This window comes from Solwaraspora sp. WMMD792 (genome assembly GCF_029626105.1).
Lineage (GTDB): Bacteria > Actinomycetota > Actinomycetes > Mycobacteriales > Micromonosporaceae > Micromonospora_E.
Genome location: NZ_JARUBH010000009.1, coordinates 1,066,248 through 1,087,083, shown reverse-complemented (window position 1 = coordinate 1,087,083; position 20,836 = coordinate 1,066,248). Strand labels below are relative to the sequence as shown.

The following is a 20,836-nucleotide window of genomic DNA, read 5'->3' as shown; positions in this document are numbered from 1 at the left end:
GACGGACGCGTCCGGCTACGCGCGGGCCCAGCGCTGGTTGGCGTTGCCGTGGCAGGACCAGACGATTACCGCCGTGCCGTTGGCGGTCGCATTGCCGTTGACGTCCAGACACAGCGACGGGAACTGGACGCTGCTCACCGTGCCGTTGCCGTTGAGCGTCCACTGCTGGTTGGCACCACCGTGGCAGTCCCAGACCACGACCCGGGAGCCGTTGGTCGCGTTGCTCGGGATGTCCAGGCACTTGCCGAGGACCCGCAGCGTCTGGCCGTTCTGGGTGATCTGCTGGTTGGGGTTGCTGTGACAGTCCCAGATCAGCGTGCCGGTGCCGTTGGCGGTGTTGGAGTTGTCCAGGTCGAGGCAGCGGCCTGACGACTCGCTGCGCAGCCGGAAGGTGGTCGGGGTCGGCGGGTCGACGGTGCCGCCGCCGCTGACCCGGTAGACCACCGTGCCATGCGCAGGGACACTCGCCGAGATGTTGCCGGAGGTGGTCGAGGTGCCGTTGGTCCAGGCATCGAGCAGGGTGAACGAGGAGCCGGACTTGCCGATCGCCGCCGCCGTGGTGGAGACCGTCGTGGTCGAGTTGCCCTGGTTGAACAGGGCGACCGCGACGTCGCCGTTGGCCAGGCGCTTGGCCAGCACCCGACGGGTGCCGTCATGGGAGATCTGGACCGCCTGCAGCCCGAGGGAGTCCTGGTTGATGGCGATCAGGTTCTGGTTACGCAGGATGTTCAGCGTCGCCGTGCTGGCTGAGCGCAGGTCGTTGCCCATCATCAGCGGGGCCGCCATGATCGCCCAGAGCGCGAAGTGGCTGCGCATCTCGGTGTCGTTCATGCCGCCGTTGCCGATCTCCATCATGTCCGGGTCGTTGAACCCGCCGGGTCCGGCGTAGCCGGCCAGTGGCACGTTGACGTCGACGATGTTCTTGACGCCCATCGGGTAGCCGTTTGTCTGGCCGCTGTCCCACGTGTTGGTGATGTCCTCGGTGGTGCGCCAGAGGTTGGCCACGTCGCTCCAGTTGCGCTGCGGTCCGGTCTTCTCGTGGATGCTGTTCGAGTTGATGCTGTAGACGATCGGCCGGCCGGTGGACGCGAGCGCGTCGCGCATGATGCTGAACCGGGCCACCTGGTCGTTGATGGTGCCGGTCGGCGAGCACCAGTCGTACTTCAGGTAGTCGACGCCCCAGGCGGCGAACTGCCGGGCGTCCTGGTACTCGTGGTTGAGGCTGCCGGTGGCGCCGGGGAAGGAGCCGAAGTACTGGGCGCAGGTCCGGTCCAACGGCACCTGGTAGATGCCGAACAGCAGGCCACGGGAGTGCAGGTAGTCACCGAGAGCCTTCATGCCGCTGGGGAACCGCTGCGGGTGGGCCTGCAGGTTGCCCTGCGCGTCCCGGTTCGGGTTGAACCAGCAGTCGTCGACGACGACGTACTTGTAGCCGAGGTCGCGCAGCCCGTGGTTGACGATGGCGTCGGCCATCTGGCGGATCAGCGTCTCGTTGATGTTGCAGCCGAAGGTGTTCCAGGTGTTCCACCCCATCGGCGGCGTACGGGCGACCCCGTTGTCCAGCGCCTGTGCCGGCGTGGGGGCCACGCCTTCACTCGCCACGGTCGTCGCGAGCGTCATCGCGAGCACGCCCAGGACCGCAGTCAGCCACTTCTTGGGTTTCCACACGTGCATCTCCTTGTCTACCGGTATCGACCGGTGGCGGATGGACATCGCCACGGCGGTCGGGCAGCCGGCACCGGAGGCGGGACGGCCGTCTCCGGCGTTCGGCCGGTGGTGCGGCCGGTGACCTGCAGGCCGTCCCGTCGGGGCGGGTCCGGTCGGCTCCCGTGGTACGGATGCCGGGCGACGTCACGAAGGTGTCAGCAATGTTAACGCTGACATCGGTCGGTGTAAATGAGTTGTCGCTGCCGACATCGTTTAGAACCGATTCGCGCCTTCGTCGAACTGTTTCTGCCCGGTGCGCCGGCCCGCGCGACGCGCCACCCGGGCCCGGCAGCCGTACCGTGGTTAGCGATCACATTTGCCACGATGACCGATGATCAGGCGGTGACGAACCCCGCCGCGTCGTCGGCGAGCCCGACGCCGTACTCGTTGACCACCCCGCCGCTGTTCGCCGCGCTGGCCCCGGCCCGCAACGTCCTGATCGCCGGTGCCGGCGGCGGCTTCGACGTGTACGCCGGACTACCGCTGGCCTTCGCGCTGTGGCACAGCGGCGTGCGGGTCCACCTGGCCAACCTGTCGTTCTCCGAACTCGAACTCGTCAACCGTGACGCGTGGGTGGCCGAACACGTCGTCGCCGTCACACCGGAAACGACCAGCCCGGACTGGTACTTCCCCGAAGGCACCCTCGCCCGGTGGCTGGCCGCCCACGACCTGCCGTCCACCGTGTACGCCTTGCCACCGCTCGGCGTACAGCCGCTGCGCGACGCGTACCGTTTCCTGATCGACCGGCACGACATCGACGCGGTGGTCCTGGTCGACGGCGGCACCGACATCCTGCTGCGCGGCGACGAAAGCGCACTCGGCACCCCCGTCGAGGACCTCACCAGCGTCGCCGCCGTAGCCGGCATCGACCTCCCCGTCAAGCTGGTGACCTGCCTCGGCTTCGGCATCGACGCCTACCACGGCGTCAACCACGTGCAGGTGCTGGAGAACATCGCCGCGCTGGACCGCGACGGCGGGTACCTCGGGGCGTTGTCGATCCCCCGCACCAGCAGGGAAGCCACGCTCTACCGGGACGCGGTCGCCGACGCCCAGGCAGCGACACCGCAGCGGCCGAGCATCGTCAACGGGCAGATCGCGGCGGCCACCGCCGGCGAGTTCGGCGACGTGCACTTCACCAGGCGCACCAGCGGCAGCGCGCTGTTCGTCAACCCGCTGATGGCGGTCTACTTCACCGTCGGCCTCGACGCGCTCGCCGCCCGGTGCCTCTACCTCGACCGGATCGAGAACACCTACGGCAGACGGCAGGTGATCACGCGCATCGAAGCGTTCCGCGACGAGGTTGCCACCCGCATCCCTCGCGCGTACCCGCACTGAACGCGCTGCCCGCCCTGCCCGCACGGACCAGGTGCCGGCGTCGTTCTGGCTGGTCGGTGGCGCCGGTCGGGCAAGAAGTCTTGACTGATGCCGTACCACCAGATAACGATGTTGGTAAATATAGATGCTGACTTTGCTCCAGGGCCGCCTCGACGACGTGAAGCAGCAGTGGCGCACCCACAACCAGCGGTCTGGCAGTTCCGTCCACCCTGGCGCGGCACCGGCGCGTGGTGGCGGTCGTCCCTCGACCGCACCCACCCCGCCGGTTGCTTCGCGCCGCCTCGCACAGGGAGAAACACGCGAAATGAAGAACGTCCCCCCGCAACTTGAGAGCCGCCGACGCGGCCGGCTCCGCAGAATGCTCATCAGCGGTGCCTGCGCCGTAGCGCTGGTCACGACCGGCACCGCCGCGCTCCTGGCCAGCCCCGCCCACGCCGAAGCCGACCGGCAGGTCTGCTCGAACACCACCGGCACCCACAACGGGTTCTACTTCTCGTTCTGGAAAGACAGCGGCGACGCCTGCATGGTGCTGCGCGAGAACGGCCGGTACTCCAGCTCTTGGGGCAGAAGCACCAACAACTGGGTCGGCGGCAAGGGCTGGGCCACCGGCAGTCGCCGGACCATCAGCTACTCGGGCAGCTACAACCCGGGCAACAACAACACCTACCTCGCCCTGTACGGGTGGACCCGCAACCCGCTCATCGAGTACTACGTCGTCGAGAACTTCGGCAGCTACAACCCGAGCAGCGGCGCGCAGCGGATGGGTACGGTCACCACCGACGGCGGCACCTACGACATCCTGCGCAGCCAGCGGGTCAACGCGCCGTCGATCGACGGCACCCAGACGTTCTGGCAGTACTGGAGCGTCCGGCAGCAGAAGCGCACCGGCGGCACCATCACCACCGCCAACCACTTCGACGCCTGGGCCCGGGCTGGCCTGAACCTCGGCAGCAGCTGGGCCTACCAGGTCATGGCGACTGAGGGCTACCAGAGCCAGGGAAGCTCCGACATCACCGTCTGGGAAGGCGGCAGCGGCAACCCCGGCAACCCGGGCCCCACCAACCCACCGTCCGGCTCCGGCCAGATGATCGTCGGTCAGCAGTCCGGCCGGTGTCTCGACGTCCCGAACGCGAGCACCACCAACGGCACCCAGCTGCAGCTGTACGACTGCTGGGGTGGTGCCAACCAGCGGTTCACCCAGACCTCGAGCAGGCAGCTGACGGTCAACGGCAAGTGCCTGGACGCCTCAGGTGGCGGAACCAGCAACGGCACACCCGTGATCATCTATGACTGCCACGGCGGCGCGAACCAGCAGTGGAACGTGTCCAACGGCAGAATCACCAGCGCGCAGTCCGGGTTGTGTCTCGACGCCGGCGGCAGCGGTAACGGGGCAATGATCCAGCTGTACAGCTGCTGGGGTGGGTCCAACCAGCAGTGGAGTCTCCGGAACTGACCCCTCGCCTCGGGGTCAGGCACTGACGGGTCTGGCCCCGAGGCAGGCGCCTGGGCCGGTGGGGCCGGCGGTCGCGGTCACCGCCGGCCCTGTCGGCCGTGCCGGCTCCGTCGGTCGTGCTGGCTGTGCCGGCTTCGTCGGTCGGCGGCGGCCAGGTGCCGCACCAGCTGGTCGATCCCCGGCGGTACGGGGGTGAGCAGTTGCCGGAGTTGTCGTCGGGCGGGGAGGGTGTCCGCGCCGAGGACGTGGCCGCCGAGTCCGGTCGCCACACAGAGTCGGGCCAGCGTGCTGTCGTGCACGGTGAGGCGGGTGTGGCGGCGTACCCGCATCGTCAGCCGCGCCCACGGCCAGGCGGCGACGTTCGTGTCCACCGCCGGGTATGCGGTGTCCCGACGCCACCACCAGCGGCGGACCGTACGCGGCCGGACCACCCCGGCGACCGTCAGCCGGTCGGCGACACTGCGGTACGCGTGCCCGGCGAGCCGGTCGAGCCAGGCGGCCGGCGGGTGCGGTGTGTCAGTCTCGATCCAGCGCAGCACCGTCCGCCCCCACGGGTCGACGGCACCCGGCGCGGCCGTACCGGTGACCACCATGCCGGACGCGGCCACCGTGACCGCGCCGACGAAGGCCAGGTCGGCGAGCATCGCGGCGGCCAACCCACGCCGAATGGCCCCGGCCGGCACCCGCAGCCCGCCGGTCACGTCGTCGTGGGCGATCAGGAACAGCTCGTCGGCGAGCCAACCGGACGGCGGCAACGGTACGGCCTGCTCCGCCAGCGGTGCCGGTGCCGCTGCGGGTGACGTGGTGGACCAGTCGCGGGTGCAGGTGCGGTAGACGGTCACCGGCCGGCCCGCCTCGTCCAGGCCAGGAACCGGGTGAACAGCTCCCCCGGCGTCGCCTCGGCCGGCAGGTCGGCGATCGCCTCGACCATCCGCTCGGCCGCGTACATGCTGCGGGAGATCGGGTCCAGGTTTGCGGTCAGCTCGGCGCGCGCGTACCCGCAGGGCCAGTCGACCCGCGGCCCACACCCCGAACAGGACCAGACCGGCCGTACGGGCACATGCAGCACGTCGTCCAGCCCGGTCACCGGTGCTGCACCCCGGCCTGGTTGCGCCACCGCCGCCCGCGTGGGCCCGACTGCGGCGGAGCCGGTGGTGGTGGCGTGGTGCCCCAGGTCCGCTCGATCGGCGCGGTGCAGTCCCGGCAGGTCAACGTCTGCCCACACACCGGACACCACCGGTGCCGACACCGACACAACACGAACCCACCCACCACGCCAACCCAGCCCAGCCAGCACGCCGACCACTGTTGTGAGGAGAAGGCACAAGAAGGTTCTCCAATCTCCGTACGGGTTTGGGCTTGCCGCCGCCAGCGACGGGGGGACACCGACGGCGGCAAGCGGTTCGTGGCGCTGGGCGGACGCCGATCGAACCGTGAATACAGTGGACGTCTCGGTAGCCCTGGCAGAAGCGGTAAGGGAGGGGAACTGATACGCGTTCCCGGGAAGAGAATTCGGATGAGGGATTCCCACTCGGGCCGTGAGCCTCAGTCAGGTCAAAGTGCACTCGGCTGGTCGTGACGGATCGGGTCAATGCCTCTACGCTGGGCGGTGGGCCGATCGTCCGGATGGGGGCACGCCGATGAACGAGTTGTTCCGCGCCGCGAGGGAACGGCAAGGGCTGTCACGCCGGGAGCTTGCCGATGCCGTCAACGTTGTTCGGCACGGCGATCCTGAGCGGGCCGCTCGGGCAGCTTTTAACGCCAACCACGTGGGAAAGATCGAGACTGGCAGAGTGCGTTACCCGGACAACGAGCTGAGGCGCGCTTTGCGGAGCGTGCTCAGGGTCAACAGTGACGAGGAGCTGGGCTTTCGCCCGCACCGCCGATTGCCGAACAGTGGCAGCACATCGGCAGGGGGATCACGTGGCCCGGCAGCGTTCTCCACACCCACCAGCCAGCTGGCGGCTGAGCTGCGACGGCGACAGATGTTCACCCCCGCCGAAGCGGCGGGTAGCGGCGGAGTGGATCTTGTGCAGTTGCGAAACGCTGTTGGTGCGGCGCACCTGGCCTACCAACGGGCGGAGTATGCCGACCTGGTGAGACTGCTGCCCGACCTCGCGCACCGAGCGGACGGCGCCGCCCGGCGCGGTGTGGAGCAGCACCGCGCACTCGGCATCCTCGGGGCAGCTCATCTGGCGGTGTCGAAATTGGCCCTCAAACTTGGTGATCCCGGCCTCGCCTGGGTGGCGGCTGACCGAGCGCTACGCAGTGCGGAACAGGCCGGTGCCGACAACCTCGCAGCAGCCGCCGTCTATTCGGTGGCGTGCGCTCTGCTGGCCTCCCCTGGGCACGTCGCGGACGCAGCAGACGCAGCGGCGGAGGGGCTCGCCCGGATACCTGACCGGTCCAGCCCTGCAGCCTTGTCGGTGAGCGGATCATTGACGTTGCTACTGGCGCTCGTCGCCGCACGGCGCGGCAAGACGAAGATTGCGCTCGGTCACCTGGACGACGCAGCGGTTCTGGCCGACCAGTTGGGGAAGGACCGGAACTACTTCTGGACCGGATTCGGTCCGACGAACGTGCTGATCCACCGGGTGACCACCGCCGTCAACGTTCGCCAGTTCAACACTGCAGTCGAGCTCGGTGAACGCATCGACACGTCGACCCTGCCGCCATCACTGGTGAGCCGGCGGGCTCAGGTCCACCTCGACCTCGCTGCGGCGTTCACCGCGCAGCCGGGCGGCGACCCGTCAGCTCTGCTGCACCTTCTGGCAGCCGAGCGCACCGCACCTCAGATCTTCCAGGTGCACGATCAGGCCCGCACACTTGTCACCACGATGCTGGCCAGGGAACGTCGCGCCGCCACACCCGGTCTGCGCGCCTTGGCAGTGCGCGCCAGGATCGATACCAACTGATTATGGCTGGCACCGGAAAACCGACGCTGTACCTGATCTCCTCCGCTGCTCCGCCGATTCGCAACATCGACGAGTGCGTCGCCCTGTTGCAGGCCGATGGATGGTCGGTATGCCTGATCGTCACACCTACTGCGGCGACCTGGATCGACACGGACAGGCTTGCATCCCAGACAGGCTTTCCGGTCGCGTCACGACTTCGCGCCCCTGACGAGCAGGGAACGTTGCCGCACGCCGACGCCGTCGTGGTGGCCCCGGCGTCGTTCAACACGATCAACAAGTGGGCCAGCGGGATCAGCGACAACTTGGCGCTGGGCGTACTCAACGAGACTCTCGGTGCCCGGCTGCCGATGATCGTTTCGCCGTACGCCAAGCCGGCCCTCACCCAGCATCCCGCCTACCGAGCATCCGTCCGGACCCTGACGGATCTCGGCGTCCAGTTCACCGAGACCGAGGCCCTCAAGCCTGAGCATGAGGGCGGGCAGTTCCGCTGGGACGTCATCACCAGAGCGCTTCGTACGACTAGGCACCCCCTTCGATAGAGACCTCTCGTGGTCATCGGAGCGGGAAAAGCATCACTTGGATGTACACGATGGCTATGAACCTCCGCTCAGTAGGGCTGCGGTTCCAGCTTTGGTGTTAGCTTCTGACCTTGCTCTACGGAGTCTGTAGAACAGGTTCGGTACGCGGGGTCCGTCGCGGCGAAGCAAGAAGGCGGCGTCTTGGACCTCCCGGCAGTCACTGACGGCGAGCGTTCCGGGCTGAGTGATGTAGGCATGCCAGAGATCGTCGATCTTGTGTTCGGCCTGCTGGCGGAGGTTGGCGTGTTGCCAATGCTGCCGGGCAAGCTCGATGGTGTCGAGGAACGCTGGAGCGCTTGGTAGGAAAATTTTGATTAGATAGTCGGCAAGGCTCAGGTCGCGTGCGAGCGCGATGACGAGTCCGATGATGAACCAGATCACGCCAGTGGTCAGGACGGTTGCGCTGTAGGCGCGGTGTTCTTGGCGGCTCCACACCATGCTTTGGCGTTGACAGAGCAATACGTCGGCGGGCCAGGGTGTGGTCCCGAGATCGATGCTATACCAGTTGCGGTATTTGCTGTCGTCGGTGATGTGGTGGGCAGAGGCGGCTACGTCTTCGGGGGCGGGTTTGCGGCCGGCGAGCGCGGCGTTCCACGGTAGATGGAAGAGGTTAGTGTCGTAGAGCTCCTGTACTCGTGCGGCGTGCTGGGTGGCTCGCTGTTCCATTCCGGTCAGCAGGGTGCGGCCGAGCACGAGCCATCCGGCGCTGATGGCGGCGATCAGGTCAGTGGTGGCCGGGATGAACAACGAGATGAACGGGCCGACTGCGGCAAGCGCGAACGTGCCGAGGGCGCGGCCGCGCCGCCACCGGAGAGCGACCTGGTAGTCGCGGCTGTAGGCGTGCAGCCGTTTGAGGTGCTGGGGCTCGTTCTGGCGTTGGGAGATGTGGGCGGAAGATCCTTCGGGCACCGGCCGCCCTGCAGGGATGCTGATCATGAGAGCGGGAACAGGGGGCCGAACAAGGCACGCCAGGCGTTGAGGGCTTCGGCGGTGCGCCCGCTTCGGTCGAGATTGATCGCTGCGGTGCAGGCAGCCTCGGCGGCTCGGAGCGCCTTGCGGGCGGTGTCCATCTGCACTGGATCGTTGTCCACGACGTCGGAGACGTCGGGCCCGATGTTGGCCGGGTCCGGCCAGCCCTCATCAATGCGGCTGGCGGCGCTAGCGAAGAACTGCCGTAGCTCGCGGGGGTGGCTGCCGGTCCACGGGCCGCTAATCAACTTTAGGGCAATGACCTCGATAAGGAACGACGGCTCGACAGGGTGGCCGGCGATCTCGTTCCACTTCTTGATCATCTTGACGAGTGGTTTCCACTGGTCCGCGAAGCCCTGGTTAGCGTCCCTTGCCGCGTCGTAGTGCAGTTCGGGGTTGGTGTGGACCCACTCTCCGGTGACGTCGTCCGGAATCAGATAGTGGTCGTCGTTGAGGAAGGCAGGTACGACGTCAAAGGACACAACCTCGTCGGCGTCGCTGACGTCGTCAACGATCCGGACCCCAAAGTCCACCCGGACCGCACGCCGGTCGCAGCAGACGCGGGCCTCACCGTAGTAGGGGACCAGCGCGGTCCGTACGACTTCGAGGATGTCGTGGGGGTGTCGGTCGAGGTATTCGGTGTTGCCCAGCACGATCATGATGTCAACGTCACGTAGCGGTTTGGTCTTCGTGTGCCGGCGGTATGCCCCGGTGAGGAAATCCCTGATGATGTCGAGGGTCTCGTCGGCGTCGAGCTGCTCGCGGATCCGTTTCTGCCGCGCGCTTGCGGATGCATCCTCGGTGTCGGTGGTCTCCAGTTTGCTGCGGAACTTGTAGAACGCCTCGTTGACGCTGATCATCAGTTGCTCCTGGTGTAGTAGTGCAGGCCGGCGCCGAGGCTGCCACCTCCAATGGCGGTGCCGACGGAGTGCCGGGTGAACCCGGCGGTCGAGCGGAGGGTGGCTGTGGACCAGCCGTTCACAGGCGGGTGGCCGGGGGTGGTGTCGGCGAGCAGTCGGTAGGTGCAGCGCGACGGGTACGAGCCGTTCTTAAGGACCGTGTAGGAGACGGTGTCCGGGTCCAGCCACAACTCGCCGTCACCGTCGCCGTAGTAGGTGTAGTCGATGGTGAAGTCGAAGCGGCCTACCAGGTCGCCACCGGTGTGCTTGCCCGGGTCGTACACCTCCAGTACCAGGCCCTTGAGGTGTCCCGAGTTGAGCCATGCGGCGATGCCGGCCTCTAGTACCTCCCACTGATCTCGGATCTTGCTGATGCTGAGGCCGCTCTGCTGGATGATCTGCTTCATCCCGCGCAGCATGTTCGTCGCGACGTGAGTGGTCGCGTGGGTGTGGGCATTGACGCGGACGGCGGTGGTCACGATCGCTCCAGTTCGGAATAGTCGATCAAGATGCGACCGCTGGCACCGTGCTGTGGCTCCGTGCTGGCTGTGACGATGCCCTCGGTGAGATCGCGAACCTGGAGGTATGGGTGAGGCTTCAACGCAGTACGGACCTCGTCGAGGTCGGCTGCGCTACACGGCAGAGAGATCCGCCAGCCAGCCTCGGCCAACGGCCAGGTCGCCAGTGCCGCTGGGTCCTCGCCTTCGACCGCAGCGGCACCGTGGAGGGTGTATATCCGTATACGGCTTCCCGCAACCGGCATCACCACGATCGGTGCCTCGCTGGTGTACTCCTCGGCGATCAGCATGGCGACGGTGCTCGTGACCGCCTCAAGTTCAGCGCGAGCGCTGGTACCCGCCGGGGTAAGCAGGTTGATGATCACATCCCAGGTTGCAACCGACGTGCGTACGGGCACAGACGGCACCTGGCGTGCTACGACGCTCACCGTTGACCGCCCTTTTCGCGCAGTACCGCCAGCAGATCCCCGCCGGTGACCCGGTCGGGATCGCCCTGCGCCTCCTGCCGGTAGGCGCAGGCGGTAGCGACGGCTTTGCGGAGCCGGCGGCCATCGAGCCCGTCCGCCGCCTCGGCCGCCGCGTCCAGCAACGCCGGCTCCAGCAGCGATCCCGCCCCCGGGAAGGCTGCCGCGACCGCCGCAATGGTGTGCTCGAGGATCAGTCGACGGGCGGCGGGATCCGGCGGCGGCACTTCGACGATCCAGTCCGCGCGCGAGGCCAACGCCGGATCGAGCGCGTCGCTGAAGTTAGTCGTTGCGACGATCAGCATCTGGGGATGGCGACGTGCGAGCCGGTCGAGCCCGACAAGCGCGGCGTCTACCGCCCGGTGCACGTCGACAGGATTTGCATCCATCGACAGCGCCGCCCGGTCGGTGAACAGCGTCTCGACCTCGTCGAGCAACACGACCATTGGGCCGGCGGCGGCGTGCTCGTCCAGCAGGGTGCCGAACAACTGCTCCACCGCGCGCTGGCTGCGCCCCAACGACGAACTGGCCAGGCTATGCGGATCGACCTCCACGAACAACCACTCGGTCGCGTTCGGGACGGTGCGGGCCACTCGGTCAGCCAGTCCCCGCGCCACGGTGGTCTTACCGACACCCGGTTTGCCGGTCAGCAGGATGACCCCGTGCAACGGCAACGCGTCAAACGGTACTGCCGCACGCAGGTGTGCTTCGGCGACCGCCGTCCGCAGCAACCGCTGCTTCATCCCATCCGGCAGCACGATCGCCGACCACGCGGCAGCGAAGTCGTCGTTCGGCAACAGTCGCGCGTCGGCTACCCCTGGTGCCGAGCCATCTGGCAGTCGCCGAAGCGCAGACCCGTGAAGACCTTGCCTCATAGTTCCCCCAAAGACTGTCTTGGGCGCAGGTTGACGCCCCTCCCGCGTCGACTCGCGCATGGACACAGCCCAACGCACGGACGCGTCGAGCTAAGCTTGACGTCGAGGACTGTACGGCAAGTACCGATCGAGGTACAAACGGAGGCGGGCGGGGGGGTCGTACAGGCCCCCGCCCTCGCGTACGCACAAGTTCGCAGAAGAGATATTTTGATCTCAACGGTCAGTCCAGATCTGGCGATGGAGGTGCAGGTGAGCGAACCGATCGACATCGAGCTACTGGGCCGGCTCGTGCGCGCCGAGCGCCTCAAACGCGGACGCCTGAGCCTCCGCGTCGCAGCCGAGCAGGCCGAGGTGCCGTTCAACACGCTGGCGCGAGTAGAGAAGGGCGACCTTCCCGACCTGGCGAACTTCCGGCGCATCGTGCACTGGCTCGGCCTGCCGCCCGAGCGGTTCTTCCAGCCACCACGGATCAGGACCGAGAACACCCCCGAGCTGATTGCACACCACCTCGCCCGCGACCCGAACCTGACCGATGCCGCCGCCGAGAAGATCGCTGGGCTTGTCCGCGAGCTGTACACCAGCCTCGCCGGCACGGGGCACCCGGTACGCGTGCACCTTCGAGCCTCGGCAACGTTCAAGCCAGAGGCCTCGCGTAAGCTATCCAGCCTGCTTGAGCAGATGCAGCGGAAGCTGGAATCCACGCCGCAGGCAGGACACTAGGCGGACGAGGCGGACACTCCGATGCGACGAGGTTTCAAGACCGAGGCCGAACGACTGGCTGACCGCACCCGGGGCGAGCTCGGGCTTTCGCCGCACGCCCACATGCCGATCCGAAAACTCGCGGCACATCTAGACATCGAGGTCTGTCCCGCCGACCACCTCGTCGACCGGGCGGACCTCGAAGAACTCGACGAGCTACAGCCGGGCGCGTTCTCGGCGGCGACATTCCACCTGTCCGGCGGCCGGACCGTCATCGTCTGCAATCCACTCAGCGACACCGGACGGACCAACAGCGACATCGCGCACGAGATCGCACATGTGCTCCTCAATCATGAAATCCGGGAGATCCAACAACTCGCCGGTCACACCTTCTTCACCTGCAACCCCGAACAGGAAGACGAGGCGAACTGGCTCGCCGGCTGCCTCCTTCTACCCAGGCCGCTACTACTCCGAGAGGCGTACGCCGACTCCACTCCTGAACTCATCGCCAAAAACCATGACGTAAGCGTTCCTATGGCCAGATATCGTCTGAATGCAAGCGGCGTCCTCCTGCAAGTCAAACGCTCGCGCGTCAGTCGAGCCGCGCGGTAGTACGCACGGGCATCGATGTCCGCTCTACTCTGTACGCGCGCCTGCCCCGAGGGTACCGATAGTCAGGGGTCTCACGTGCTCGGTGAGCCGCGCAGGTAGGTGAGGACGGCGGAGACCCGGCGGTCCGAGTGCGGGTCGAGCGGGAGCTTTGCGAAGATGTTGCCGATGTGCTTGCGTACCGCTGTCTCGCTGACGAACAGTTTGCCGGCGATCGCGCGGTTGGTGTGGCCTTCGGCCATGAGCGCGAGCACTTCGCGTTTGCGTTCGGTGAGGTTGGCGAGCGGGCCGTCGGCCCGCCGCAGTCTGACGAGTTGGCGGACGACCTCGGCGTCGACGACCGTGCCGCCTGCGGCGACCCGGTCGATGCTGTCCAGGAAGTCGCGTACGTGGCCGACCCGGTCCTTGAGCAGGTAGCCGATCCCCCCGCCGGGGGTTGGGTCGAACAGCTCACCGACGTAGGCATCGGCGACGTAGGCCGACAGCAACATGATCGCGATGTCGGGTTGAGCGACCCGGATCGTCGCCGCCGCGCGCAGTCCCTCGTCGATGTGGGTGGGTGGCATGCGGATGTCGGTGACGACAAGGTCAGGGCGGCAGTTTCCGGCGTACGTAAGCAGAGCATGCGCGTCGGCGACGGCCGCTACGACTTCGTGGCCGGCGCGTTCGAGGTTCCGCACCAGCCCTTCCCGGAGCAGGGCCGCGTCCTCGGCGACCACGATCCGCAGCGCGTTCTGTGGCGGTGTCAGTGGATCGGGCACGTCATCCTGACCTGGGTCGGGCCCCCGGTGGGGCTGCTGATGTCGAGTTCGCCGTCGAGGGCCTCGAGCCGAGCGTGCAGTCCGGCGAGACCGGTGCCGGCCCGTGGGTCGGCGCCGCCGACGCCGTCGTGGACGACCGAGACGATCAGCGTGTGGTCTTCGATCCACGCGTGCACCTGTGCCGATCGGGCACGGGCGTGGCGGGCGACGTTGGTCAGGTTCTCGCTGACGAAGAAGTAGGCCGCGGCCTCGACCACCGGCGGGAGCCGGCCGTTGACGGGCGAGCTGGAGGTGGACCGGGAGTGGTGACCGGCCGGCGATCTCGTGCACGGCCGCGGCGAGCCCGTGGTCGGTCAGTACCGGGGATGGATGCCCCGGATCGTGGTGCGCAGGTCGGCGAGGGCCTGTTCGGCCTGCTGGTGCGCCTCGCGGACGAGGTCGAGGCCGGGGCCGGCGGGCAGGTCGAGTCCGGCGGGTGCTGGGCGGTGCCACCATGGCGCTACTGGGCTGGCTGGTACGCCGCGCCACCACGGCCTGGCCGCCGGCATCGACGCGCCGATCACGATCCCGTGGCTCCCGCTGCTCGGCATCGGCGTCACCTGCCTGCTGCTCACGGGCGCGGCGGCAACGGCCGGCGTCCGTACGCGGAAGCCACCGCACTTGGCCGACGACCCGGCCTGACCGACCGCAGCCGCAGGCGGTCAGGTCGGTTCGGCCGACAGGGAGGTGCGCCGCTGGGAGGACATGACGAGCGAGTAGACCTCTTCCCGAAGCTCGCCGAAGGTCGCCGTCTGTTTGGTGGCGATCTGGTCGCGGGGCCGGTCGAGTGGGACCGGCAGGTCGGCGACGACGGTGGACGGCCCCTGCGACAGGACGATCACCCGGTCGGACAGGTACACGGCCTCGTCGATGTCGTGGGTCACGAACAGCACCGTCGTCCCCGTCTCCGCCCAGATCTTGAGCAGCAGATCCTCCAGGCTCGCCCGGGTCTGGGCGTCCACCGAGGCGAACGGCTCGTCCATGATCAGCATCTCGGGGCGTACGGCGAGTCCGCGCGCGATCGCGACCCGCTGTTGCATGCCGCCGGAGAGCTGCCACGGATACAGGCCGGCGGCGTGGGCCAGACCCACCATCTCCAGCGACTGCCGTACCCGATCGCGGATCTCGGCACGGGGCAGCCGCCGGTCCCGCAGCGGAAGCGCGACGTTCTTCTCGACCGTCAACCAGGGGAACAGCGACCGGCTGTAGTCCTGGAAGACGACCGCGACGCCGTCCTGGGGACCCGACATGGTCTCGCCCCGGAAGACGACCTCCCCGGTGGAGATGGGCAGGAGCCCGGCGATGCACATCATGAGTGTCGTCTTGCCGCAGCCGGACGGGCCGACGACCGAGACGAACTGGCCGGCGTGTACCGCGAACTCGATGCTGCGTACGGCGAGCACGTCCCCCTTGCGCGAGGGGTAGGACTTGCCCACCTCGCGGACGTCGAGCACGGGTGTCGCGCTGCCCGGGTCCTGCTGGTGGTGCGGGATCGTCACCGGTTCCATCCGGTCCTCCTCTGCGTTGTGCCTGGTGTGGTCGACCGACCGTCAGTGCTGTTCCGCGCCGTCAGTGGCGTTCCGCGCCGTCCGGGCGCACGTTGCGGTGCCAGCCGAGCAGCAGGCGCTCGACCAGGGCGAAGACGGCGTTGAAGAGGATTCCCAACAACGCCAGGAGCACGATCGCCGACCACAGCTCCGGGAACCGGAACAGCCGCTGCTGGTTGACGATGTAGAAGCCGAGCCCGGCGGTCGCGGCGTAGAGTTCGGAGACCACCATGAGGACCAGCGCGATGCCGATGCTGATCCGCAGACCGGCGAAGATCGCCGGGCTGGCGCCGGGCAGCAGCACCTGGAGGAAGTAGCGACGCCGGGTCAATCGCAGGCTCTTCGCGGCGGTGACCGCGGTGCGGTCCAGTCCGCGTACCCCGTCGTAGGTGTTGATCAGGATCGGCCACAGGCAGCCGAGCCCGATCAGGAAGACGTTCATCCCGCTGGTGATGCCGAAGACCACGATCGCGATGGGCAGCAGCGCGGTCACCGGCACCGACATGCCCAACCGGATCAGCGGGTTGAAGAACGCGCCGGCGGGCCGCCACACGCCGATCAGGATGCCGGCGCAGATGCCGATCGCGGCGGCTGTGCCGTAGCCGAGGCCGAGTCGCGCCAGGCTGGGCAGCACGTCGGTCCGGAACTGTTCGCTGAGGAAAAGTGAGGTAGGCGAGGCGGAGAGCCAGGTGTCGACGAAGGCGACGAAGATCTGCGACACCGGTGGGATGAACAGGGAGCCGGCGAGTCGGGCGGCGATCTCCCAGACGACCAGGAGCAGGGCGAGCAGCCACAGTGACTGCACGCCACGCCCCACCGCCAGCGCCGAGCCGACCAGGCTCGACCGCGTCGCGTCGTTGGTGCTCATTTTCCGCCCTCCCGTTGCGCCTGGCCCCACGGCACGATGAGGCGTTCGGCCAGGTTGAAGCCGTAATAGAGCAGCATTCCGAGCACCCCCACGAGGAGAATCCCCGCGTAGACGAAGTCCGGGCGTTGCGCCTGCTGGTACGTGGTGATCACGTTTCCCACGCCGCTGGTGGCACCGAGCAGCTCGGCCGAGAGCACCACGATCAGCGCCGTCGAGCTGGCGACCCGCAGGCCGGTGGCGATGGACGGGGCTGCCGACGGCAGCACCACCCGGCGCAGCAGCCGCAGCCGTCCCCAGCCCATGCTCCGCCCGGTGGCCAGCATCAGGGGTTCGGTGTCGCGGACGCCGTACATGGCGTTCAGCAGGATCGGCCAGAAGATCGCGTAGATCGCCAGCGACACCTTCATCTGCGTGCCCAGCCCGAACAGCAGGATGGCGATCGGGAGGAACGCTGAGGAGGGGATCGACCGGCCGGCGTGGACGACCGAGGACGCGGGCCGGTTCAGCGCGGAGAAGTAGCCGAGTGTCAGACCCAACGGGATCCCGACGGCGCTGGCGGCGGCCATCGCGATCAGCCAGGCCCACAGGGTGTGCGCCACCTCCGTCAGGAAGGTGAGGTCGACGAGGAGCTCACCGGCCCGCAGCATCGTGGTGCCGGGGTACGGCAGGGAGTCCGGGGACACCGCACCGCTGCGGACCACCAGGTCCCACAGCACGAGCATCGTCGCCGCGCCCGCCAGCCCGATGACCCAATCGGGTACGGGGCGCCTCCGGCGGGCCGGGGCCGGCCCGCCGGAGGGTGGCGAGGGACGGACCGTCGACTCGACTGTCTGGGTCACACCGACGCCAGGCGCCATTTCAGGTCTTCCTTCCGCACGCTGCGTCCTTGCTCGGGAATCGGGTCAGGACTTGGCGAAGTCGGCGACGAGTGCCCCGAGGTCGGGCGTCTCCGGCATCAGCTTGAGTTCGACCATCTGCTGGGCCATCTGCTCCAACGCGGCCATGTCGACCGCCGGCTCCAGCTTGTTCTGTGGTTGCGCGGCAAGGGTCTCCGCCGGCACCTTCTGGCACTCCGACAGCAACCGGAACGACTCGTCGGTGTTCGCCGGGTCCTCAAGCTGCTGCATGGTCTCGGTCAGGGCTTCGTGGAAGCGCTCGGCTGCGTCGCTGTTGGCCACGAAGTCCTTCGAGGACACGTACGTGGCGATGTAGGTCTTCTCGATGCTGGCGAACGGGTCGGCGAGGCTCCGTACGGTGTCGTTGTTGTCGCCCAGCAGCGAGTAGCCCAGCTGCGCCGCGTCCACCCGGCCGTTGAGCACGGCCGGGATCTGCTCGGAGAACGGCAGCGCCACGAAGCTGACGCTGTCCGGCTCCACCCCGTTGGCCTTCAGCCAGTTCGAGGTCACGATCTGGTTGATGCCGTTGATCTCGTTGACGGCGATCTTCTTGCCGACAAGATCGGCCGGCGACTCGATCGGTGAGTCGTTGCCGACGAAGACGCCCTGCGCGGGCTCGGCCGGCGGCAGTGCGTTGACGTTCGCACCGGAGACCATCTGGATCGGGAAACCGGTGTTGTAGGCGTTGATCGCCGTGTAGCCGTTGACGTAACCGAAATCGGCGGCTCCGGAGAGCACGGCGGCCACCGCCGCCGACCCGCCGCCGGCCCGGACCAGTTCGACTTCCAGTCCGTGCTCGGCGTAGATGCCCTTGTCGATCGCCCAGGTGTTCCAGATCTCGCAGCCGAAACTGGTGACGGAAACCTTGGTGTCGCCACCGGCGGCGTCGGCGGACTCGTCGCTTCCACCGCAGGCGCTCACGAGGAGCAGCGCGGCGGAGACCGCCACCGCGCCCAGACGTCGTGTGCTCATGTCACCACTCCTGATCTTGTGTATGCAGCTGAGGTCGCCTGGCACCGGAGCCGGTGACAGGGCTGTACAACGAAAGGAATCGATGATTATGGGGTGTTTGTGAGGGTTCACCCTGGCGGACCTGTCCGCCCGGTGCCCGGAAAAATCGTCACGCCGGCCCCGCCGACGCAGTCGGTCTGGCCCGCAGGTTCATGGCATCGCCGAGTTGGCGTGGCCGTCATTCGGTCCGGCCCGGCGTCCGGCTGCACCCCAGCAGCGCCTGACGCTCTCGCCGACTTGCAGCGAAGGTACGGGCCAACAAAACCCATGTCAAGATGCGGGATGTGATCTCGCTTAGTGGGGTACGCAGGGTCGAGGGAACCGCCGTTGTCGATTAACATGCGTGTCACACAGCGATACGCCATCCCTGTTGACAAGACGGGTACCGGCGGCTAGCTTCGCCAACAGATTGCGCCGTGAATCCGTCGACCCGGGAGTGGACATGAGCTGGGAGAAGCCCGTCGCGGCCGTACCAGCCATCACCCGTGCGCCGATCGGTCACTGGAAGGGCCCGGAGTTCCCCGCGATCCGCCCCGGCACCGGTGCCGGCAAGGCCCTCGTACCCTTCTAGGTCGCACCCTCCGCCGCAGGCCCCACTCTGCCCGAAATCGGGCGCGGTGGTGGCGCCACCGCCTTCGGCCCATCCACGGATCGCGATCCGCTTCATCGATGGCGGCCAAAGGCCCACGTGACGCGGCGACTCACATTCCTGTCTCCTCCAGTTCGAGACGGCCCCGACGCACGAGCTCGACTTCACTCCCGCACCCCAGCCGGGCAGCTGAAGCGATGCTCGTACCCCAGCGCGTGGCGACCGGCCTCGGCGGAGCACCTGTCCGGGCATCTGAAAGGAAGCACCCGACGATGGCCTCTGCGCCCGCACTCACCCCAGTCACCGCACCCTGCGCCTGGCGGGGCGACCAGCTCTCCGCCACCCGAGAGTGGATCCACCACCTGAACGACGCACAGATCGACGAACTTGAGCAGGTTGGTCGGCGATTCGTGGCCGACGACCCGGACCTGCGCACCGTCACCGCCGCCGAATACCCGCTCCCGGTCACCGCCGGGGCGATCACCGAGTTCGGCCGGGCGATGGACACCGGCCGGGGCTTCGTCCTGGTACGAGGTCTACGAATGGACCGCTACGACGACGCTCTCGCCGCAGCGATCTTCTACCTGATGGGTCTGCATCTCGGCGTACCGATGCGGCAGAACGAACTCGGCGACCTCGTCGATCACGTGCTCGCCACCTCCGACAAGACCCTGCAGGACCGCAGCGCCCTACCGTCGCGCGTCCGGGACCGGCTGCCCTTCCACTCCGACAGCTCCGACGTGGTCGCCCTGATGTGCCTGCGCCCCGCGAAGGAAGGCGGCGCGAGCAGCCTGGTCAGCGGAGCCACCCTGTTCAACGAGGTGCTGCGTCGGCGCCCCGACCTGGCCCCACTGCTGCTGGAGCCGTGGTACTTCGACTGGCGTCGGCAGGACCCGGACGCGCCAGCCGACTGGTACACCTCGCCGATCGTCAGCTGGACCGAGGGCGTGTTCAGCATGTACGCGGGCAGCGGCATGATCAAGGCTGCCCAGGACTATCCGGATGTGCCGCCGTTGACCCCGAAGCAGCTTGAGGTGCTGACCCTGCTCGACGACATCAGCCAGGAGCCCGGCGTGGCCCTGGACATGGACTTCCAACCCGGTGACATCCAGTGGCTGCTGAACTATGCCGCGCTGCACTCGCGGACGGAGTTCGTCGACCACCCCGAGCCGGGGCGGCAACGCCACCTGCTCCGGCTGTGGCTCAAGCGGGAGACCAACCGCCCACTCGTGCCGAACTTCGGACGGCACGTGGTGATGGACCGTACCGAGACCCGGGACGACGCGACGTCGAGCGGGTCGGGACACTTCACGATCGCCAAGGCGGCGGTGCCCCGGCGAGACTGGGGCGTCTGATAGTCCCGGCAGCCCACTCCGGAGCTACTGCTTTCCGTCCGCCGGCAGGCGCTCCGGCAGCCCGAGCCGCGCGAACTGGTCGGCGCGGAAGGTGACGATCTCGGTGATCGCTCCGCCGGTGACCCGCAGGACGTCGATCGTCAGCGGCAGGTACGCCCCGTCCCCTTCCCGCCAGAGGTAGAACCCGATGGCGGGCTGCCGGTCCAGTCCTGCCGGTCGGCGGGCAGGTGGCCTCGCATGCCGGCGCGGGCCCGCTGCAGTGCGCTGTTCACGGAGTTGACCGAGTCCCCGAGCAGCTCGGCGACGTCCTTCGCCGACCAGTCGAGCACGTCTCGCGGAATCAGTACGGCCCGTGGACGCGGCGCGAGGTGCTGGACCGCGATCAGGTACGCCAGCTCGATCGTTTCCCGCGCGACAGCGACGGCCTCCGGCTCGTCGGCGTCATCTGCGGGCAGTTCGTCGAGCAGCCGGTCCGGGTACGGCTGCAGCCACGGCACCTCACCACCGGTGGCGGGCTCCGGACGGCGCTTGGCCAGCAGATCCAGGCAGGCATTGGTGGCGATCCGGTACAGCCAGGCCCGCACCGTCGACCGCCCCTCAAAGGTCTCCCGTCGCCGCCAGGCCCGCAGGAACGTCTCCTGCACCGTGTCCTCGGCGTCCTCGAACGACCCGAGCATCCGGCAGCCACATCTCCCTACCCATCACGTCATCCTTACGCCTCGTCGTGTCCTGTCGTAGGTGTGACGGGT

23 protein-coding genes and 1 pseudogene are annotated in these 20,836 nt (G+C 67.9%); 8 read left to right on the top strand and 16 right to left on the bottom strand.

Annotated elements, in window-relative coordinates:
* Nucleotides 1-15: 15 nt before the first annotated feature.
* A complete protein-coding gene (locus O7629_RS06485; RefSeq protein WP_278174428.1) occupies nt 16-1,620 on the bottom strand; it encodes a ricin-type beta-trefoil lectin domain protein in 1,605 nt (534 codons plus the stop codon).
* Nucleotides 1,621-2,031: 411 nt separating this feature from the next.
* Here O7629_RS06485 and O7629_RS06480 point away from each other — a divergent pair, with 411 nt between their 5' ends.
* On the top strand, nt 2,032-3,042 hold the full coding sequence (locus O7629_RS06480; RefSeq protein ID WP_278168106.1) for a DUF1152 domain-containing protein: 1,011 nt from the start codon (nt 2,032-2,034) through the stop codon (nt 3,040-3,042).
* Between the two features lie 304 nt (nt 3,043-3,346).
* Complete coding sequence (locus tag O7629_RS06475; RefSeq protein ID WP_278168104.1) at nt 3,347-4,495, top strand: glycoside hydrolase family 11 protein; 1,149 nt, start codon at nt 3,347-3,349, stop codon at nt 4,493-4,495.
* Between the two features lie 77 nt (nt 4,496-4,572).
* On the opposite strand, the gene O7629_RS06470 is transcribed toward O7629_RS06475, so the two are convergent.
* Nucleotides 4,573-5,337: a GPP34 family phosphoprotein gene (locus O7629_RS06470; protein WP_278168103.1), complete on the bottom strand. Its 765-nt coding sequence runs from the start codon at nt 5,335-5,337 to the stop codon at nt 4,573-4,575.
* A complete protein-coding gene (locus O7629_RS06465) occupies nt 5,334-5,720 on the bottom strand; it encodes a hypothetical protein (protein WP_278168101.1) in 387 nt (128 codons plus the stop codon). The genes O7629_RS06470 and O7629_RS06465 overlap by 4 nt, the downstream gene beginning before the upstream one ends.
* A 415-nt stretch (nt 5,721-6,135) precedes the next feature.
* Here O7629_RS06465 and O7629_RS06460 point away from each other — a divergent pair, with 415 nt between their 5' ends.
* Together O7629_RS06460 and O7629_RS06455 are read left to right on the top strand one after the other, a co-directional pair.
* On the top strand, nt 6,136-7,410 hold the full coding sequence (locus O7629_RS06460) for a helix-turn-helix transcriptional regulator (RefSeq protein WP_278168099.1): 1,275 nt from the start codon (nt 6,136-6,138) through the stop codon (nt 7,408-7,410).
* Between the two features lie 2 nt (nt 7,411-7,412).
* Nucleotides 7,413-7,949, top strand: a complete 537-nt coding sequence (locus O7629_RS06455) for a flavoprotein (protein WP_278168097.1) — start codon at nt 7,413-7,415, stop codon at nt 7,947-7,949.
* 54 nt (nt 7,950-8,003) lie between these two features.
* Here the strand turns inward: O7629_RS06455 and O7629_RS06450 are convergent, their stop codons facing one another.
* The 5 genes from O7629_RS06450 to O7629_RS06430 are packed head-to-tail and all read right to left on the bottom strand — an operon-like array spanning nt 8,004 to nt 11,773.
* The gene (locus O7629_RS06450; RefSeq protein WP_278168096.1) at nt 8,004-8,924 is read right to left on the bottom strand and encodes an S-4TM family putative pore-forming effector; all 921 of its coding nucleotides are present in this window, start codon (nt 8,922-8,924) and stop codon (nt 8,004-8,006) included.
* Complete coding sequence (locus tag O7629_RS06445) at nt 8,921-9,817, bottom strand: CBASS oligonucleotide cyclase (protein ID WP_278168095.1); 897 nt, start codon at nt 9,815-9,817, stop codon at nt 8,921-8,923. Before O7629_RS06445 ends, O7629_RS06450 begins: the two co-directional genes overlap by 4 nt.
* Nucleotides 9,817-10,335, bottom strand: coding sequence for a hypothetical protein (locus tag O7629_RS06440; protein ID WP_278168094.1), 519 nt, complete (start codon nt 10,333-10,335; stop codon nt 9,817-9,819). The genes O7629_RS06445 and O7629_RS06440 overlap by 1 nt, the downstream gene beginning before the upstream one ends.
* Nucleotides 10,332-10,772 (bottom strand): hypothetical protein, encoded by a 441-nt coding sequence (locus tag O7629_RS06435; RefSeq protein ID WP_278168092.1) that lies wholly within the window; start codon nt 10,770-10,772, stop codon nt 10,332-10,334. The genes O7629_RS06440 and O7629_RS06435 overlap by 4 nt, the downstream gene beginning before the upstream one ends.
* Before the next feature lie 26 nt (nt 10,773-10,798).
* Complete coding sequence (locus O7629_RS06430; protein ID WP_278168090.1) at nt 10,799-11,773, bottom strand: AAA family ATPase; 975 nt, start codon at nt 11,771-11,773, stop codon at nt 10,799-10,801.
* A 189-nt stretch (nt 11,774-11,962) separates the two neighbouring features.
* On the opposite strand from O7629_RS06430, the gene O7629_RS06425 reads away from it, so the two are divergent.
* Together O7629_RS06425 and O7629_RS06420 are read left to right on the top strand one after the other, a co-directional pair.
* Complete coding sequence (locus O7629_RS06425; RefSeq protein ID WP_278168089.1) at nt 11,963-12,433, top strand: hypothetical protein; 471 nt, start codon at nt 11,963-11,965, stop codon at nt 12,431-12,433.
* A 21-nt stretch (nt 12,434-12,454) separates the two neighbouring features.
* Complete coding sequence (locus O7629_RS06420) at nt 12,455-13,024, top strand: ImmA/IrrE family metallo-endopeptidase (RefSeq protein WP_278168087.1); 570 nt, start codon at nt 12,455-12,457, stop codon at nt 13,022-13,024.
* 71 nt (nt 13,025-13,095) lie between these two features.
* Here O7629_RS06420 and O7629_RS06415 read toward each other — a convergent pair whose 3' ends face one another.
* The 7 genes from O7629_RS06415 to O7629_RS06385 all read right to left on the bottom strand — a co-directional run bounded on the left by O7629_RS06415 (nt 13,096) and on the right by O7629_RS06385 (nt 18,104).
* Complete coding sequence (locus tag O7629_RS06415) at nt 13,096-13,749, bottom strand: response regulator transcription factor (protein WP_278174427.1); 654 nt, start codon at nt 13,747-13,749, stop codon at nt 13,096-13,098.
* Between the two features lie 17 nt (nt 13,750-13,766).
* Entirely contained in the window at nt 13,767-14,039 is a 273-nt protein-coding gene (locus tag O7629_RS06410) for a hypothetical protein (RefSeq protein ID WP_278168086.1), read from the bottom strand.
* 96 nt (nt 14,040-14,135) lie between these two features.
* The gene (locus O7629_RS06405; protein ID WP_278168084.1) at nt 14,136-14,372 is read right to left on the bottom strand and encodes a hypothetical protein; all 237 of its coding nucleotides are present in this window, start codon (nt 14,370-14,372) and stop codon (nt 14,136-14,138) included.
* A gap of 111 nt (nt 14,373-14,483) precedes the next feature.
* Nucleotides 14,484-15,329, bottom strand: a complete 846-nt coding sequence (locus tag O7629_RS06400; RefSeq protein ID WP_278168083.1) for an ABC transporter ATP-binding protein — start codon at nt 15,327-15,329, stop codon at nt 14,484-14,486.
* A 61-nt stretch (nt 15,330-15,390) separates the two neighbouring features.
* Complete coding sequence (locus O7629_RS06395; RefSeq protein WP_278168082.1) at nt 15,391-16,236, bottom strand: ABC transporter permease; 846 nt, start codon at nt 16,234-16,236, stop codon at nt 15,391-15,393.
* A complete protein-coding gene (locus O7629_RS06390) occupies nt 16,233-17,093 on the bottom strand; it encodes an ABC transporter permease (protein WP_278168081.1) in 861 nt (286 codons plus the stop codon). Before O7629_RS06390 ends, O7629_RS06395 begins: the two co-directional genes overlap by 4 nt.
* Before the next feature lie 45 nt (nt 17,094-17,138).
* Nucleotides 17,139-18,104, bottom strand: a complete 966-nt coding sequence (locus O7629_RS06385) for an ABC transporter substrate-binding protein (protein ID WP_278168080.1) — start codon at nt 18,102-18,104, stop codon at nt 17,139-17,141.
* Nucleotides 18,105-18,585: 481 nt separating this feature from the next.
* On the opposite strand from O7629_RS06385, the gene O7629_RS06380 reads away from it, so the two are divergent.
* Both O7629_RS06380 and O7629_RS06375 read left to right on the top strand, forming a co-directional pair.
* Nucleotides 18,586-18,714 carry a hypothetical protein gene (locus O7629_RS06380; protein ID WP_278168079.1) on the top strand — a complete coding sequence of 43 codons (129 nt, stop codon included), beginning with the start codon at nt 18,586-18,588 and terminating at the stop codon, nt 18,712-18,714.
* 290 nt (nt 18,715-19,004) lie between these two features.
* A complete protein-coding gene (locus O7629_RS06375) occupies nt 19,005-20,087 on the top strand; it encodes a TauD/TfdA family dioxygenase (protein ID WP_278168078.1) in 1,083 nt (360 codons plus the stop codon).
* Nucleotides 20,088-20,308: 221 nt separating this feature from the next.
* On the opposite strand, the pseudogene O7629_RS06370 reads toward O7629_RS06375, so the two are convergent.
* Nucleotides 20,309-20,767 (bottom strand): annotated as a pseudogene (locus O7629_RS06370) (sigma-70 family RNA polymerase sigma factor); the annotation flags it as partial.
* Between the last annotated feature and the right edge of the window lie 69 nt (nt 20,768-20,836).

Coding starts and splice junctions, on each gene's coding strand:
- O7629_RS06485 (WP_278174428.1), bottom strand. CDS start 1,620: ATGACGCTCGCGACGACCGTGGCGAGTGAAGGCGTGGCCCCCACGCCG.
- O7629_RS06480 (WP_278168106.1), top strand. CDS start 2,032: ATGACCGATGATCAGGCGGTGACGAACCCCGCCGCGTCGTCGGCGAGC.
- O7629_RS06475 (WP_278168104.1), top strand. CDS start 3,347: ATGAAGAACGTCCCCCCGCAACTTGAGAGCCGCCGACGCGGCCGGCTC.
- O7629_RS06460 (WP_278168099.1), top strand. CDS start 6,136: ATGAACGAGTTGTTCCGCGCCGCGAGGGAACGGCAAGGGCTGTCACGC.
- O7629_RS06455 (WP_278168097.1), top strand. CDS start 7,413: ATGGCTGGCACCGGAAAACCGACGCTGTACCTGATCTCCTCCGCTGCT.
- O7629_RS06450 (WP_278168096.1), bottom strand. CDS start 8,924: ATGATCAGCATCCCTGCAGGGCGGCCGGTGCCCGAAGGATCTTCCGCC.
- O7629_RS06445 (WP_278168095.1), bottom strand. CDS start 9,817: ATGATCAGCGTCAACGAGGCGTTCTACAAGTTCCGCAGCAAACTGGAG.
- O7629_RS06430 (WP_278168090.1), bottom strand. CDS start 11,773: ATGCGCGAGTCGACGCGGGAGGGGCGTCAACCTGCGCCCAAGACAGTC.
- O7629_RS06420 (WP_278168087.1), top strand. CDS start 12,455: ATGCGACGAGGTTTCAAGACCGAGGCCGAACGACTGGCTGACCGCACC.
- O7629_RS06405 (WP_278168084.1), bottom strand. CDS start 14,372: ATGCCGAGCAGCGGGAGCCACGGGATCGTGATCGGCGCGTCGATGCCG.
- O7629_RS06400 (WP_278168083.1), bottom strand. CDS start 15,329: ATGGAACCGGTGACGATCCCGCACCACCAGCAGGACCCGGGCAGCGCG.
- O7629_RS06395 (WP_278168082.1), bottom strand. CDS start 16,236: ATGAGCACCAACGACGCGACGCGGTCGAGCCTGGTCGGCTCGGCGCTG.
- O7629_RS06390 (WP_278168081.1), bottom strand. CDS start 17,093: ATGGCGCCTGGCGTCGGTGTGACCCAGACAGTCGAGTCGACGGTCCGT.
- O7629_RS06385 (WP_278168080.1), bottom strand. CDS start 18,104: ATGAGCACACGACGTCTGGGCGCGGTGGCGGTCTCCGCCGCGCTGCTC.
- O7629_RS06380 (WP_278168079.1), top strand. CDS start 18,586: ATGAGCTGGGAGAAGCCCGTCGCGGCCGTACCAGCCATCACCCGTGCG.
- O7629_RS06375 (WP_278168078.1), top strand. CDS start 19,005: ATGGCCTCTGCGCCCGCACTCACCCCAGTCACCGCACCCTGCGCCTGG.